Raw genomic sequence first — 16320 nt, forward strand, 5'->3', positions numbered from 1 at the left:
CTAGCTAACGATACATTATCTGAAGCCATCAAGAGACTGGGAACGTCCAATATTAAGCCTATTATTCATTCAGACAGGGGGTGTCATTACAGATGGCCAGGATGGATACAAATTACGGTAGATAACGGGCTTGTACGTTCAATGTCCAAAAAGGGGGGCAGCCCTGATAATTCTGCTTGTGAAGGATTTTTTGGAAGAATGAAAACTGAGTGCTTTTATAACCATTCTCTGGAAGCTCTTTCACTTGATGAATTAAAAAAATACTTGGATAAATATATTCAATGGTATAATAATGTTAGAATTAAAAATACATTAGGTGGTTTGAGTCCTGTTCAGTACAGACTTAGCAGGGAACAATCTGAGTAATATATGTCCAATTTTTTGTCCGCCCCCCCCTCTCTCTCTCTCTCTCTCTCTCTCTCTCTCTCTCTCCTCTCTCGTGTTCATTCCCCCCCCCAATTCGCGGCGAACCTTGACCTGATGAAACAAATCCTCGTATAACAGGAATCGCGTTCACCCTCATTATTTTTATTAAAAGACAAAACAATTCCTGGACGTAAGTTTAAGACTTCCACCTTTTATTCATACCGGAAATCAGTCAGGTAACTGTCCTTCACACATTATCTGTAATTCGCAGTAGATTACCCCCTCTGTTTCTTATAGGCATGGTTCATTTTTTGTTTATAGCGCTTTAAACGTGGAAAGATACAGGGCTTTCAGTAGAGTCTGGTCGCAAAGGATTGCTTTTGTCACAGTTCAATTTATTAATTTTTTGTTTTGACATAAGAACAACGTCAGACCGCTAATTGTAATCCCTTGATTAATCATCTCTATATCCATTATAAATTCTTCATTATTACCCAAAAAATTAGACAGTGTCCCATTTGAGAAGAGCAATCTATAAGTTAAGCTATACATATCATTTTGATCTACATAAAAACAAAATCCAATGATAGGTAGATGCTTTCCTATTAATCCTACTGCCTTTCCTTCTCTTGAATTTGATTGCATCCAACCAATAGTTTTTTGATATACCATATAGTGAATTGTAAAATTAAACTCTTTTGGAGTTATAATTCTAACGCTCTCCAGTTGTTGATTCACCCGATTTTCTTTAAAAGCAGAAGTACTAGTGTTTAAAAATGATCTGAACCATCCAATATTTGAAAAATGAAGATAAATTTCAGCATGATTTAGAATATTTCTTTTTTGTTCTTCTTTTAACATTGAATTTAAAAGAGTATTTCTATTAAGCAGGTAAAAAAAGGACCAACACATATTTTTTAGTGAAAGTAATTCTTTTTGATAAAATAAATCTATCATTATACACATCATATATTCATCAGGGTATATAATGTGAGGTTGTTCTGAATTAATTCTTACACGGAATAAAGTAATATTTTTATTTAATTGACTGAACACGAAAGGTTCTTTTAAATCATCTACATCAGAATTTATGATTTCACAGAGTTTATAATATTGTTCTAAATCTTTAGAACTGGAAATATTAAAGTAGACAAAATAATTATTATCTCTACAATTAGACAATTCAGTTGCTGTCAGTCTTTGTGTATCTTTTTCAAAACTAACATTAAAATCTTTTTCATAAGATCTAACTGTGTAATTTGAATTTGCATACCATAAAGGAATAGAAAACTGAGGATTTAACAAAAAAAATTTACTGCCGTTTGGACGTAATGTGATTTATCAGGCCAGCTTTAACCAAATTACTTTACCATCGTTAACCAAATAGTTTACCACCTCTAACTTAATTATCAGGCCATCTATAATTTTTTCTGGCAGATTTGTTTACCACGATTAATCTAATTAGCAGGCCATTGTTAACTTTTTTACTTTACCGCACTTAACCTTAATATGTTACCAATGAAGGATAACCAGCATAACCGCCGATTATCCTATTCGTCAGTTACTTAAGAAGCTTAGGAGGAAACAGTTCCGTACTCTGGTCACTTATCAGCTCTTTCAGATATAGCTGCCGTTTAAGTTCCTGAATGTCTAATTCCTGTTTCCTGGTCAGTAAAGACAACTCTTTATTGGTGGCACTCTGTTCTATCTGCTTCTTTCTGCTTTCACAGAGCTCATTCAGTGTTTCCGTGTATTTCGATTCCAAAACACTGTAGCATTCCTTCTGATTTTTTAGTTCAGTGGTCAGATTACAGATGCTTCGGACATCCTCGTTTCTTTCAACTGTTTTGAATGAGTTGATGTAGTTGCACAGATGTTCAATGATTTCGGTAACCGGCGTGTTCTTCGGATAGATGCCGGTTATTGTTTTCAGATCCAGTTTTCTGCCATTTACCGCTATGGCTTCAAACAACCTGGCTGTACATACTTTCTCAGCTACTGTTTTCATGTATTATCTCCCTTAAATTCATGGGTATCTCCTCTCCATGATTTTCCGGTAAGCGTTATCGCCTTATCTGATGGTCTGAACAGTCTGTCAAGCAGTGCGTCTCTGACTATGCATGTTTTAGGGATGGCCGTATGCAGTGACTGAACTTTTAACTGAGTGGTTATGATGATGGTTCCCATGCCGTACCTGCTGTCTACGATATCATTCAGTCTGAGTACTGCCTGCTCACTCAGTATCTCCAGCCCGTAATCATCGATAATCAGGATTCTGTATTTTTTAAGCGAGTCTCTGAATCTGGCAAAAGGCTGTGCCTCCTTGTTTTCCATGATAATAATCAGATCACTCATTCTGTAATACATGACGGGATATCCGTGTTTGATTGCTTCCATTCCGGTTGCAAGAGCCAATGCAGTTTTCCCTGTTCCCATTGGTCCGTTTATGATTATGTTTGTGCCGGCGTTTATGTAATTCAGTTCCTTCAGGTACTGAATGTCCTTCCTGTTAAGGTTCCTTTCCGGATCATCCTGATATTTTGACAGATAATATTTTCTCGGCATATGGGATTTCTTGAAGTAAGCATTGAACTGTGCGTTTTTATTTGCACTGATCTGACTGTCCAGACAACTTGATATGCGATTTTCATAGGTGCTGTCTTTATACTGCAGCGGGTTTATGAACTGATACTGAAGTTCTTCCGCAAAACCGTCAAGCTTACAGAATCTGGCCTTTTCAATAATTTCTTCCTGTTCTTCCAGGAGTACGATTTTTTCACCGTTGGTGTTTCTTACAACAGTCATGGTATACCTCTCTTAATAATATTGCATGCCGTCTTCCGGGGCCGTAGTAAAAGTGTTTCTGATATAGGCTTCAGAGCAGTCCGCACTGTTTATTTTGCTGCCCGTTTTCTGATTCTTTTCCGTTTCTTTTTCATTGTTCAGTTTGTCGTAATACAGATTTTTGATTTCTCTGATGCACCACTTTCCCGGCTGCTGCCGGAGAACTTCTTCACATGCTTCTGATATCAGATTTTTATGAAGATTCTTTTCGTAAAAATTTATTACGGATTTACAGCAGCTTATTGCGTTATGTATGTAGAGTTCAGTATTACGTTTGGCATAATCCAGTCGTTTTTCACAGAACCTGTAAATATTTTCGTCAAGTCCTGAGGCATAGTGCAGAATATCGTCAGGACTTACCAGGTAGCTCTCAGAAACTTTTATGCTTTTGTGTTCCGGTGGCATGTGCTCCATTATGGTGGTGATTCTTGAGTCAGAATCACCATCCTCTGCTCTGATATGTCTGGCTATGATTCTGCCTTCATGTTTGATAATCACGTAATCGTTAAGCAGGTAAACATCTACGTATTTTCGTATGTAAACGTATGGAACGGAGTAGCTGTGATTGTTCAGCTTTATGTGATATGACCTCGGTACCACAACGCTTTTTACTTTTGTAATATACTCGGGAATGGAGGTTACCATCCTGAGTTTGTTCCGTTCATACGTGTCGAATAAATATTTTCTGGTCTTTTGCGTATCCCTGCGGAAAGGAGCCTGGTTGATGTAGTTTTCAATATATTTCTGCAGTGTAACGCTGTGTCCTTCAATAGTGTTCTGAGTTCCATTAAATCTGATGTTCCTGTTTTTCAGCATCCTCTGAACCATGTTTACCGAATGTTCTGCAGAACTTTTTGCCTGAGGAGCTCTTACCGGAGTCGGAATGAAGCATATACCGAGTTCGGTAAGATAATTTTCGAATGATTCGTTAACGATGTAACTGCCTCCTTTGTGATAATTAACGAAGGCCTTGGCATTATCGGATACCAGTATTCGCGGAACCCTGTTGCCGAAATATCTTACGGCGTTCCCGATAACACGGCAGCTTTCCTCCGTACTCTGACTCGTTACAAAACCTGCATAGCAGTAGTAGCTTGCAGGGAAACACAAAACAAATATCCAACAGCTTACCATTCCCCTGTAGGTGTTCAGCTGGTATTTGTCTCCGGTGAAATCAGCCTGAAGCTGTTCTCCGTATTTAAATTCCTGCAGAAGGTAATAGTCATCGGGAGTAATTCCGCGCAGTTCTCTTTCAAGTCTGCGGTAAAAATATCCCTTGCTTAACGCTTCAACATTTTTTTCTTTTACAATCTCCAGATACTTCTCAAAGACATGCTGCTTGGTTAAGCGGGCTTCCACCATTCTGTCCACAAGCATCTTAAAATCAGGAAGGTATCTGTTGCGGCTGTTTACACAGTCGGAGGCTGTAACTTCATTTCCTGCGTCAGGGTATATCATTTCATAGATTTCATAATCTGAGAGGAAAATGATTTGTTCCCTCTGTTCGGCAGACAGTTCATTCAGCTTCTTCTGAATTCTGGATACGCTCTGTCTTGAAACGCCGACTGATTCAGATATTCTCCTCTGAGAACCGGCAGCTGCGTTTATTGTCAGTGAGACAATCTGTTTTACCTGTTGCGGGGTTAAGGTTCGATTATCCGATTTACTCATTATTTTTTTTCCAAAAAAGATGTCGTACAGCAGAAAACGAAAGACAAAATTTTTTTGTTTTCATGCTTCGTTTTATTTGCTGGTGAGACTAGTTTGTAACTGAAACAGGTAAAAGCTTTATGTGCTTTACCCTCGGCACGTATTATCCACTGTCGAAATATCCCTCATCTTGAAATCGTGTGTTTGCCGTGGTTTTAAAGGTTGCAGTTCTCTGCCACCCCTGAAACACGGCTGTTTCGACCTTGTCATGAGTCAGATGCTCGCAGGCGGGAACGGGAACAGAAGTATTGGTAATCAGGCAGAATCCGGATAGATAATCTGAATATTTCTGAAGAAATGAATTCAGAGTCCTGCGTGGTAAATCACAAAAATCATAAAGATTTCCGATGGTATTCAGAAGCAGATTATTGTATCCGGCCAGATAATGAGCATAACGGTACTGCAGGTAGGTAACTTTGCGGTGTTCATGACGATTTCTGCTGTCCAGCAGATCACACAGATAGTCATGACATGGAAGAGACAGATAAACGTCCCTGGAGAATGATTCATTAAGATCGTGTCTGTCCAGCAGCAGAGCAGACAGATCCTTTGTACAGTAATTGGAGTAAGGAAGAATTATGTCAGGCAGAACAACCTCTGTTTTGTGTACTAATTTCTTATGTCTGTCTCGGCAGATGTAACGGATTCGGGGAATCAGAATAACAATTTTGGGAACTCTGATAAATTTAACGACACGATGGATATAGGCATGTACAGTAAGAGATTTAACATGTAAAGTCTGCTTGAGAAGTTTTCTGATTTTTTGAGTAATTTCAAATTTTAGAATACAAAATCCTGAAGATTTTTGAATTCTACTTATAGAAAACAATAAACATGGTATACTTTTCATGATATTTTTATATCAGAGCCATAGTTAGAGAAGCTTCCAAATTTCGGTAACTATGGCTTTCTAATTTTCAAAGAAAACAAACAGTTGTCAAACAAATTCATATTTAAATATTTTCTAAAAAATCAGTTCCTGATGTCTTTTAAGCACGCCACATAATTGAATGAAAAATATACAGATTTTTCAGGTAAAAAGTTTGAAATAAAACATAACAGAAAAAAATATTTATGATGGAAACTCGTCTTATCCCCAAAAAATTTCTGAAGTTGATAAAAAATTTGGCTGACGAAAACAGAAATTACAAAAAAATTTTTGGTAATGTATTTTGGTTAGAAGTGGTAAAGAAAAAAAATTATAGCTGGTTTAATTTGAGGTTAAATTCCACTGCCGTTGAAGTAGCGAGAAATTTTTGCAATACCAAAGGCAGCATTGCTGTCTCCAACAAATGTAACGTCTGTATCATCAAGAGAATATAATTCTTTAATTTTGTTAACAATACTGTGAATATCTGTAACAGAATTTGTTGATGAATTTCCTAAATAATGAGTTATGTGTCCCAATTTCTTACTTAAAGGATCTGTTATGTATAAACAGATTCCATCCAGAAATGGAAGCCAATTAATACGTTGAAAAATAGGGTATTTGTTAACATCAAAATTTGTACTCAAGAGAGAGTGAACGCGATTCCGTGTAAACCCTTGTTAAGCCCCTTTTGAAAAATTATCTAATGTACCTAGCTATCCTTGTGCTGGTTTCATCAAGACAGGATAGCTGGTTCAGAACCTTTGCCCAATTCTGTATTTTAGCATTGTTCCATTTCTTGGCAAGTTCACCCGTAATTCTGAGATAGAAAATTTTAAATACCGAATTTTCATTTTCAAAGAATCCCTTTTTAGTGACCTTTCTAAGGCTGGAATTTACAGACTCAATGGCATTGGTCGTATACATCACTTTACGTATGTCGGCAGGGTAATTATAGAGCTGACGCACATGGTTAAAATTGTTCTCCCAGACTTTTACGGCTCCGGGATAGTCAGAACCCCATTTGTCTTTTAAAGATTCAAAGGCGGCTTCAGCCGATTCCAGATTAATGGCTCCATACATAGCCTTACAGTCAGCACAAAATTCTTTCAAATATTTTGAAGGAATGTACTTTGTGGCATTTCTGATAAGGTGAACAATACAACGCTGAACAACAGTCTGAGGGAAAATGGAATGGACTCCTTCTTCGAGGCCGGATACGCCGTCCATGGATAGGAACAAAATATCTTCAACACCTCTGGCTTTAATGGAGTCAAAGATTTTCATCCATGTGGATTTGGATTCTGTTGGACTGATATACAGACCTAAAACTTCTTTAAATCCCTCGCAATCAACGCCTAAAAGTACATACACGGCGTGATTATCAACTATACCGCGCTCATTTTTCATTTTGACGTAAATACAGTCTACAAAAACAAAACTGTACAGAGGTTTCAGAGGTCTGTTCAGCCATTCTTTTACGTCGTTAAGAATGGCATCCGTAATAGTAGAGATTTTATCCTGTGACAGTTCAAAACCATAGATATCCTGAATAGTTGCGCTGATATCTCTCTGGCTCATGCCTCGGGCATACATTGCCAGAACCTTGCCTTCAATCTCTGAAACATCCTTCTGATGCTTAGGTACTACGACAGGCTTGAAAGAACCATCTCTGTCTCTGGGAACGGATATTGAGGTTTCACCAAAGGAACCATGAATGGTCTTCTCGCCATAGCCGTTTCTGCGATTCTCGGTTTCTTTTGGTTCGGATGAACTCTTATCATAACCAAGGTGTGCATCCATTTCGGCATTAAGCATTTTCTCAAAAATAGGTCCAAAGACGTCCTTTAAGGCTTCATTAACGTCCTTAGCATTTTGTACGTCATAATTACTGAGAATTAAATCTGCAATTTTTTCAGCAGCAGGATTTCGCTTAATATCTTTTTTTGCCATATTCATATAACTCCAATTAAGTTTTTAATATTAACAGACTTAACAGGAATACACGAATTTTATGTCACACCCACTCAAGAAGACAAACAAATGTTTATTCGAATTCTTTTTCAAAAAACATTCATATAAGCATGGTCCAATTTCAATAGACAATCTCCCCATGGTTAATAAAGAAATTCCCTCTAGTGACAATTTATGACTATCTACTGCTAATAGTTGTTTTATGGATCTTTTGTATATTTCGGTTTCAATATGAGAAAGAGGACGAACCAGCATATAGAATATCTCCTTATTGTTTACACGCCTACTGTAGTTCACTCCCTGATCTGTGAGTTAAGGCAGTAACTGACTACTGCCTTTTTCTATTCACAGATAGATTTTTACAGACTCGTAAGTTCGGTATTTTACTTTTTTATATCGCAGAAAAGCATTAATTGGGCAGCATCGATAGATTCCAACGATATTCCTCCTAATTTTTCCAAAATATTAATTAGTTCTATCAGTGGATACCTATGACACTTACACTTTACTTCCACAGTAACTTTTTCACCATGCTTAACATTCATTTCATACTTATACGGACTATCATGCCATGAAGAAAGTGTACTTTTAAGCAATTCATTTCCATTAATTTTTATAGATTCATAATCTACGAACAAAGGGTATCTTGAGCCGTCAATACGTCTATCGCTAGCTTTGAAATACATTTTTAATAAACCATCATGAATGACTTTGATATGTATAGCACCTATATTTTTGTCCGATTCTAAAACATACCCTGTACCTAGTTCATCGCAAAAATATTTTGGTGTGCTAACACGTGCTTCAGAGCTAATTTCTAGTTTATTATCTTTTCCGAAATTCTTAAAATCAATTCTAATAGGCATTAATAATCTCAAAATTTTATTAAACATTTGCTCTTTATGAAACTTATTTTTATCAAACAACAAATCGTCAATTAAGCTTCTATGATTCTTAACAGAACTATTAAAATCAAATCCTAAATTCGGAGTTTGACTGATAATAACATCCTTCATAATTTTCACCATTGACAACAAACAATAATATTGTTGCAGTGGATGATATTTAACGTCAGTATAAAATTTTTCACTATCTTCCCATATGCCATCATAAAAATATGAATTGCAAAATTTTTTAAATTCAATAGAGGTAACTATATTTCTTATAGAAAGCTCGAGATCTGTTCTTGCATAAGGTAAAACATCATTTAGTTCATTAGTTACAGTTACGCTTTGTTGTTTTATGAGTCCTATAATATCAACAAATCCATGTGTATACTTACCATACTTAGCATTTAAAGATTTTGCTTCAGCAATTGTAGCTTTATCAATAAATCGTTGGCCTTCAAATTCAAACAAAAGCAAGTCAGGAGCATATCTATCAAAAATAGTTGCCATTAATAAGTTTTTATCTTTACATCTAGCAGTATTTTTTTTAAGTTTTAAGATTAAAGGATCCAGCATAGGCCATAATTGGTATTCATTAGAAAAATAATGAGCTACGGCTGTCTTTCCAAAGTGATTGCGTGATCTGGCATCCCTATACAAGATTTCTGAAAGCTGAGGATCATTAGAATTAATATTATATCTATTAGATATCTCACTAAAGATTTTAAAGAATTCTCTTTCAATATAATTTTTAATAAATGGCTGAGAATCTTTACATTTGTCAATTTGTTTATGAAGATATTCTTTATAGCTATACACCCAGTATGCTCGCGAACATTCTCCACCTGCTCCTGTAATTGTATATTGGGGCTCTTCAGCATAATAATTTTTTATATACATTTGTTTATGAAAACACATTTTTGGATAAAGACTTAAAGCCAAAGCTCCTTCCACATTATCCATAGGAGTAACTTTTTTAGTAATATGGCTATTGTTGTTAAGAGAAAATCCATAATGCTTTGCTATTTTTGAAGCAATTTTATAATCCTCACCATGAACATGTAAATCATCTTCTATTGTATGAACTTTTATGGTATTCAAATCGATACCGGAATTAACAAATAATGAAAACACCATCCTAGAATCAAAACCACCACTTAAATCAACAGATAGATTATTAGAAGTACTTTTCAATTTCCTAAAAATAGAAGTCCATTTCAAACACCATTTATCCAAAGTGTCAATACCTTCTTTTGAATCGAGATCTATGGAATTTAGTTTCCAATCTATATTATTAACACATAAGTTCTTTGTATTTTTACTAATAGATACAAAACAATCTTTGGGTAATAATGAAATTTCATTAATCATTGTGTCAGAATAATTAGAATGGCAAACATCACAATTATAGAAAGTATAGGCATAATCATAGTTAAAACTAAGTTTGTGCTTATTCTTGATTTTGTTTACCAAGTGTATAAAAGAGTTACTAATCCCAAAAAAACCATCAGAATTTTTGTATACATACAGTCCAAAGGAGCCGTTAAAATCTTGGTATATTTTTATTTCGTTATCGCTATTATCAATGTATACAAAAGCCCCGCAAGTCATTTTTTGCATATCGAAGCAAAAATCATTTCCAATATTATTTTGAGATATAATACCTTCAGGCTGAATAATATAACCAAATAATGTAGAATTAGTTATATTACAAGTATCAGAGTCAATATAAAAAAAATTGCTTTCAATTATATTTTTAGTGTTTTTATACATAGTGTTTTCTCAATTCCTAGGTTATAAAATGATTAGTTCATACACTCATTTATTAAATTTTAATTCTAATTTCTAAAGCACAAAATCCATCTTTCGAAAATATTTCTGTATTATTTTTAACCCAGTTACTCCATCCATTATTAAATTGATAAATTCTATACTCAAGTAAAACAGATTCGTCATTAGTGCTTATGCATATTCCTTGAATTTTCTTACTTTTTCCTGTCGTTCCACATATTTCATTACTTTGACAAACGGAACTCCAACCATCATCGTTGTAGAAACATCGATAGTGTATGTCAAATTTTGATTTAATGATAAAGGCTTCAATTTTTCTATTGAGATTCAAAAATCCTACATAATTTGAGTCTACTGAAAAATTTGTCCATCCAAAATTGGATACGTGCACTGAGTATAGAAGATAGTTGTCTAACATAACCATTTGTATCTTATTGGATGATATAGGCTTTTGTTCTACATGTAATAACGAATCTGATACTTCACGGCTAGATTGATATAACCCATAAACCTTTTTATCAAATAATTCATACTGTGAGCAACAATTTAACCACATATAGATATTGTTAACATCGAAATAATTCCAAGCATCTGAAGAAGGGTTAGAGAACTTTATCTGAGAATTAATAAAATTTATTTTTTGGTACATTAATTCGTACCTACTTATAGTTTTAATTAAATAATCATACGAATTAAACAAAGGATCATAAATTTTCAACCCTTTTTCTTTTATAAATTTATGCAAACAAATACTTGGACTCAACATAAAAGGTCCAAACCCCAAAGATACAGGATACTTTGAATAATAACTATCTATCATTATTGGAGAAATATTCTTTATTTTTAATGTATCTAAAGCCATAATATTAACAATGTAAGTCTTATTTATAATGTAGATAATTTTATCAGTGCGAGAAGAGTCTAAAAATACCAAATTATGTATCAGAGTGCCTGATATCATAGCTAATTCATTACTATCGTTAATATAAGCAATTTGATCATCTAACGATAACGTTTCTGGGTAGATAATATTAAAATCATTCTTCTCAAAAAAATTATCCATGAGATCTAAGTTTATTTCCGTTCCCTTGGCTTTATAAAAATTTTTTCTTGAATAATAAATTTTCTCGAACTTTTTATAGTTACAAGTTGGTTGAATATTAGAACGTACCATATCAAAAATGCGACTATACTCTTTACTAAAATACTTATTAGTTTGATATGACTGTTGTGGAATAATTAATTTCTCAATTTTGAAAATATGATTACAAAAAACTATATTACGTGGATCTATTCCAAGTAATTCTATAAAACGTTGAATTTGAGGGATAAAAGAAAAAACTCTGTTCTCGTCAACAATAAAGATGAATTTTTGGTCTTTTGTATTTTTTAAAAACCATAGGCGTGTACAAAAATCGACTAAAAAATGCCCCCAATGATTGCGTATGTATCCTAAATAAATATACTCGCCTTTTAGAAATTCTACTTCGTTATCGGTAAATTCATACTTTCCACCAAAAAAAACTGCATCAGATTTTCCATGAAGTATAAATGAATCTCGAATTTCATTAAATTTGTCATCGACAGCGCCACCAATACCAAATAATGTACTACCTGGTCTAGCAGGTAGTGTGTAACAATTTTTATATTCAGTAATATATAAATCTTTTTTTTCATTTAAGACAAGTTCACTATAATATTTATACCTTTCTTTTTGAAAGTCATATAAATATTCCAAATTTAATTTCATGATTAATCTGCCTTCAGTTAAATAAATCAAAAATCATCAGTTTATAAAATGTAAAAAACGAACAATATATCTCACATATCCTTTACTTGTTTTAAAAGAAAAACAGCCATACATGTATTAATTTTTGAATGAGGATTAGTTTATTAAAAATAAGATCATTAAATTTCCCATACTGAGATTCGTAAAATGACCATATATGCTACACTAGTAATGTTGATTGTTTCTTCTTATAACCTTCATAATTATCACAATTATTTGAACATGCAGAATTATGATTGATCTTTCTCAAAAACAGTCATTTCTGTATTGGTGCAACCTAAAAGCTCTCAAAACAATACACGTTTAAAAAACACCTAACAAACAAAGTTCATGATTGCATTATATTTTTCTGTCAAATTCCAGGGGAAAACTTGAGTAATCAAATTATTGTTTAGATTTTTTACACATTTCACATATATATTGAAATTGGAGCAAATCTATTTTTTGCAACTCTTCTTTGCCAAACTTTTCTAAAATATCTAGCAACAATTCTGCTGAATATGCATAATAATTATTTTCAATTTCTATTGTTAACTCTTGAGTATTTATCACAGACATTCTGTACCTATAAGGTTTGTCATGCCATACAGAAACAGGAGACTGTAAAATATCAGTACCGTTAATCTTTATTGATTTATAATCTATCCAAAAAGGATATTTTTCACCTTGGTACCGTTTATCTTGTGATTTAAAGTTTATAATTAATTCACCGTTACGAATAACTTTTAGCTTAATTTTGTTTACAAGCTTATTATATTCAATTACATACCCTGGACTTCCGTCTTTAGCAAAATAATCAGGTGTTGAAATCTTTCCTTCAGCCGTGACGACAAGATTATTGCCCTGCTCTCCTTGATTTTTAACATCTATACGAACAGGAATTAATAATCGACGAATTTTATTAAGAGCATCTTGCTTTTCTTTTCTGGCTCTCTCTTCTTCTTTCTCATATGAAGCTTGTGTTAACTGTTCTATTATTTTTGGGGAAATTAGTTTTTTTAAATTCTTAAATCTATACAAGTTATATGGTAGTAATATATAGTCTGATAATATAGACAAAGGTCTTTTCAATAATACATATTCTGAAATTATTTTTTTTAAATTTTTGGAGAATATAATGTTTGTATAATACTTTAACGTTATTTTGTAAGCTTGCTCGGCTTTTTGTCTGCGTTCTTCCGGATGATTCAAATAATATTCAACTATCTGGCAAAATTCTTTTTCGTTTCTGTACATTGGAATTGCATCGCCATACATTTCTTCAATTTCTGGAAGATAATCGGATATAACGAAAGCTTTGCAAGCTGTTACATCATGTATACGATTAGAAACAAAGCCTTCACGCTTCATGTTATCATTAGTATCGTTCAAAACAATTTCTGCATTACTGTAGTATTTGTGCAAATCATTGTTATCGATATACTCTCCTTTAATATATTTTTTGTCGCTTATATATTTACTCCAATATTTTCCAAAAATTGATATCGGCAAATGATTTTTTGTTGCATATTCTACAGCAGGGCGTATACCATTATAAGCATTGCCAACAAATAAAATATGGGTTTTAAATGCACTGTCTTTTTCGTTGTAGAAGCGTTTTGGGTTCGTGAATTGAGGAAGATAATAAGCCTTTATCCCTTGATCTCTAAAGTACTTACACTTTTTTTTGGATGCAACTATAACTATATTGTATTGCTCTACCTCCTTTAAAGAAACATCATCAGGGTGAGAAATCAAATACATAATATTCAGTTTATGACTGTCAACGGGAAGATTTCTATTCATTCCTCGGATTACAATATTTATATACGAATTTGATATTGGTTTATCTAGATCAAAATAATCTATCTTTACAAACATTCCTTTTTCTTTTAATCCTTGGGCTAAATCAAGCCCAAGCCAATAATCTCCCCACCAAAGCATATCAATACTATTGGGAGCAGGATTTTTAATTGTAACTAGTCTTTCCTCATTTGAGCTTATGTCAAAATCGATTTCGTATAAACTTTTAACATTTTTTCTTAATATGTTTTTAACAGTTTCGCTGCTTGTTGAATATGTTTTTTTCAGCGTTTGATTTTTTTTATATTTTACTAAAGCTAACATATTCTCATTAAATTCAGACACCTTGTTCTCTATTTGAGAATAGAGAGAAATCAATTCTTCCGCATCTCGAGGCGTGTATTCAACAGTGCATGCTGATTTGTGGCCTTTTCTATAGAAATACTTTGCATGGTTAATACAACGAATTTCTTTTGCTAGAAGTATTGCAGGGAAAGTTAAAAGCAGATCTTGAGCTCTTTTTGTAAAAGAATTTTTAAAATTGTGTAGTTCAATAAAACTTCTTTTAAACAATTTAGACCAAAGGTGCCCAGAATAATTTATAATATTAAATCTGAATATGATGTCGTTATTAGATTTAGGAGTGTCAATAACAACCTCTCTGTTTTCGTCTGGATATATTTCTCGTCTAGCGGTTTGAAAAACTATATCTGGTTCACCATCAGTAAAGCTATAAAGTTTTTCAAAATATTCGTCTTCAATCCAATCATCTGGATCAACAAAACCAACATATTCACCTTTGACCAATCTTAAAGCAATATTTCTGCATCGACCTGTGCCAATATGTTTTGGTGCAATCAAAGTAATTCTATTATCAGATTTTGCATATTTTTTAAGTATTTTTAACGATGAATCCGTTGAACCGTCATCGACACAAATAATTTCAATTTCTTTTAAAGTTTGGTTTATAACACTATCCATACATTTATTTAGATACGTTTCTACGTTATAAACTGGAATGATTATAGATACTTTAGGTGTGTAACTAATATTATTCTTCACTAAAATTTTTACGTCTGTATTGTCGTAAATACATTCATTTAGTTTTAAATCTGTTTGCATCAATTATTACTCTAGTTATTTCTTCAAATTATTTAATGACTTAATTTCCGCTAATAAATTTTTATATTCTCTTTTTACACGAATTGGATATTTCAATGCATTTTTGAGTCTTTGCAAATATCCATTATTTTTAGCTGCAATGACTTCGGATTTTTTTTCATTTTTTAGAAAATGAACTAACGGATTTATATGTTCATTTTTTATATTTGGATTATTTTCCAAATATGCTTTAGTGTTGAACAAGAAACTTGGGTTTTTGCCTTGTAGCCATCCGATTTTCAAAAAATGGTTCAGCACCTCCTCCTTCTTATTAAACCAAAGACTAGGCGTATGCAATCTATAATAGAGTGAATTGAAATAACCAGAATTATTTATTAAATTGTAATCGGAAATGTTTTTGTTTAATTCAGTTTCCAGCCTTTTTAATTCTTCTTGAGATATATTGACGATGGATTTTGCTACTACTTTATTGGTAGCCTTATCAATGAGCTCAATATGATTTTCTTTTGATAACGCCCCTAAAAATTGGGCATCTAAAAAAATTTTAAAGCCATTATTTAAATGCTTTGTATACCTCTTTGGGTTACTTCTTTTCTGGTTACACATTATTTCCTTCGAATAGGAATCATTTATTTTTATAATTGCAATTCGTGGTTCAGAACTTTTGATATTGATTAACCAACCAATTATTTTTCCGTCATCAATAGAGTTAGAAACCCATCCTTTTATATTTTTATCGAACATAAAAATATATCCCCAAAAATCAAACAGTAAAACTTAAAATTTTTAGTAGTGGATTGATAAATCAACTATCAGCTAGTAGTAAACAGCGTTTTTGAACGGAGATGCTTTTCCGTCCTTCTCAGAAACATTAACCTTCACGCCATCCACTAAAGGCCATGCAATACCGATATCCGGATCGTTCCATAAAATTGAGTGTTCAGATGTAGGGTCATAGTAGTTTGTACATTTATATACGAACTCTGCTGTTTCACTCATTACGTAGAAACCATGCGCAAATCCTTCAGGTATCCAGAACTGACGCTTGTTTTCGGCAGACAGAATCACACCTACATACTTACCGAAGGTCGGTGAACTCTTTCTGATATCCACTGCAACATCAAATACTGTACCGGATACTACTCTCACCAGTTTTCCCTGCGGATTGTTAAGCTGATAGTGAAGTC

At 33.4% G+C, this 16320-nt stretch carries 13 protein-coding genes; 1 reads left to right on the forward strand and 12 read right to left on the reverse strand.

The window, feature by feature from the left end; genetic code table 11:
* A partial coding sequence (locus tag BMY80_RS10160; protein WP_143066516.1) for an IS3 family transposase occupies positions 1–366 on the forward strand: 366 nt, incomplete at its 5' end.
* A gap of 390 nt (positions 367–756) precedes the next feature.
* Here the strand turns inward: BMY80_RS10160 and BMY80_RS10165 are convergent.
* The 12 genes from BMY80_RS10165 to rfbC form a co-directional block, all read right to left on the reverse strand.
* The gene (locus BMY80_RS10165; RefSeq protein WP_093143340.1) at positions 757–1671 is read right to left on the reverse strand and encodes a hypothetical protein; all 915 of its coding nucleotides are present in this window, start codon (positions 1669–1671) and stop codon (positions 757–759) included.
* Positions 1672–1927: 256 nt separating this feature from the next.
* Complete coding sequence (locus BMY80_RS10170; protein WP_093143343.1) at positions 1928–2374, reverse strand: hypothetical protein; 447 nt, start codon at positions 2372–2374, stop codon at positions 1928–1930.
* A complete protein-coding gene (locus tag BMY80_RS10175; protein ID WP_093143345.1) occupies positions 2371–3171 on the reverse strand; it encodes an ATP-binding protein in 801 nt (266 codons plus the stop codon). Before BMY80_RS10175 ends, BMY80_RS10170 begins: the two co-directional genes overlap by 4 nt.
* Positions 3172–3183: 12 nt before the next feature.
* Positions 3184–4881: a Mu transposase domain-containing protein gene (locus BMY80_RS10180; RefSeq protein ID WP_093143348.1), complete on the reverse strand. Its 1698-nt coding sequence runs from the start codon at positions 4879–4881 to the stop codon at positions 3184–3186.
* A 142-nt stretch (positions 4882–5023) separates the two neighbouring features.
* On the reverse strand, positions 5024–5749 hold the full coding sequence (locus tag BMY80_RS10185; protein ID WP_093143350.1) for a hypothetical protein: 726 nt from the start codon (positions 5747–5749) through the stop codon (positions 5024–5026).
* Positions 5750–6141: 392 nt separating this feature from the next.
* Positions 6142–6435, reverse strand: coding sequence for a hypothetical protein (locus BMY80_RS12130; RefSeq protein WP_143066517.1), 294 nt, complete (start codon positions 6433–6435; stop codon positions 6142–6144).
* A 52-nt stretch (positions 6436–6487) separates the two neighbouring features.
* Positions 6488–7741, reverse strand: coding sequence for an IS256 family transposase (locus BMY80_RS10195; RefSeq protein ID WP_093143370.1), 1254 nt, complete (start codon positions 7739–7741; stop codon positions 6488–6490).
* A 404-nt stretch (positions 7742–8145) separates the two neighbouring features.
* Positions 8146–10422 carry a hypothetical protein gene (locus BMY80_RS10200; protein ID WP_093143356.1) on the reverse strand — a complete coding sequence of 759 codons (2277 nt, stop codon included), beginning with the start codon at positions 10420–10422 and terminating at the stop codon, positions 8146–8148.
* A 52-nt stretch (positions 10423–10474) separates the two neighbouring features.
* Positions 10475–12190 carry a glycosyltransferase 61 family protein gene (locus BMY80_RS10205; protein WP_093143358.1) on the reverse strand — a complete coding sequence of 572 codons (1716 nt, stop codon included), beginning with the start codon at positions 12188–12190 and terminating at the stop codon, positions 10475–10477.
* A 423-nt stretch (positions 12191–12613) separates the two neighbouring features.
* The gene (locus BMY80_RS10210) at positions 12614–15133 is read right to left on the reverse strand and encodes a glycosyltransferase (protein WP_093143362.1); all 2520 of its coding nucleotides are present in this window, start codon (positions 15131–15133) and stop codon (positions 12614–12616) included.
* 15 nt (positions 15134–15148) lie between these two features.
* Positions 15149–15877 carry a hypothetical protein gene (locus tag BMY80_RS10215; protein ID WP_093143364.1) on the reverse strand — a complete coding sequence of 243 codons (729 nt, stop codon included), beginning with the start codon at positions 15875–15877 and terminating at the stop codon, positions 15149–15151.
* A gap of 72 nt (positions 15878–15949) precedes the next feature.
* Positions 15950–16320 (reverse strand): dTDP-4-dehydrorhamnose 3,5-epimerase (gene rfbC, locus BMY80_RS10220; protein WP_093143367.1); only part of this gene is annotated, 371 nt, incomplete at its 5' end.

This window comes from Ruminobacter amylophilus (assembly GCF_900115655.1).
Taxonomy (GTDB): domain Bacteria; phylum Pseudomonadota; class Gammaproteobacteria; order Enterobacterales; family Succinivibrionaceae; genus Ruminobacter; species Ruminobacter amylophilus.

Excerpts from the sequence above, each read along its gene's own strand:
- BMY80_RS10170 (WP_093143343.1), bottom strand. The coding sequence starts at position 2,374 with ATGAAAACAGTAGCTGAGAAAGTATGTACAGCCAGGTTGTTTGAAGCC.
- BMY80_RS10175 (WP_093143345.1), bottom strand. The coding sequence starts at position 3,171 with ATGACTGTTGTAAGAAACACCAACGGTGAAAAAATCGTACTCCTGGAA.
- BMY80_RS10180 (WP_093143348.1), bottom strand. The coding sequence starts at position 4,881 with ATGAGTAAATCGGATAATCGAACCTTAACCCCGCAACAGGTAAAACAG.
- BMY80_RS10195 (WP_093143370.1), bottom strand. The coding sequence starts at position 7,741 with ATGGCAAAAAAAGATATTAAGCGAAATCCTGCTGCTGAAAAAATTGCA.
- BMY80_RS10200 (WP_093143356.1), bottom strand. The coding sequence starts at position 10,422 with ATGTATAAAAACACTAAAAATATAATTGAAAGCAATTTTTTTTATATT.
- BMY80_RS10205 (WP_093143358.1), bottom strand. The coding sequence starts at position 12,190 with ATGAAATTAAATTTGGAATATTTATATGACTTTCAAAAAGAAAGGTAT.
- BMY80_RS10210 (WP_093143362.1), bottom strand. The coding sequence starts at position 15,133 with ATGCAAACAGATTTAAAACTAAATGAATGTATTTACGACAATACAGAC.
- BMY80_RS10215 (WP_093143364.1), bottom strand. The coding sequence starts at position 15,877 with ATGTTCGATAAAAATATAAAAGGATGGGTTTCTAACTCTATTGATGAC.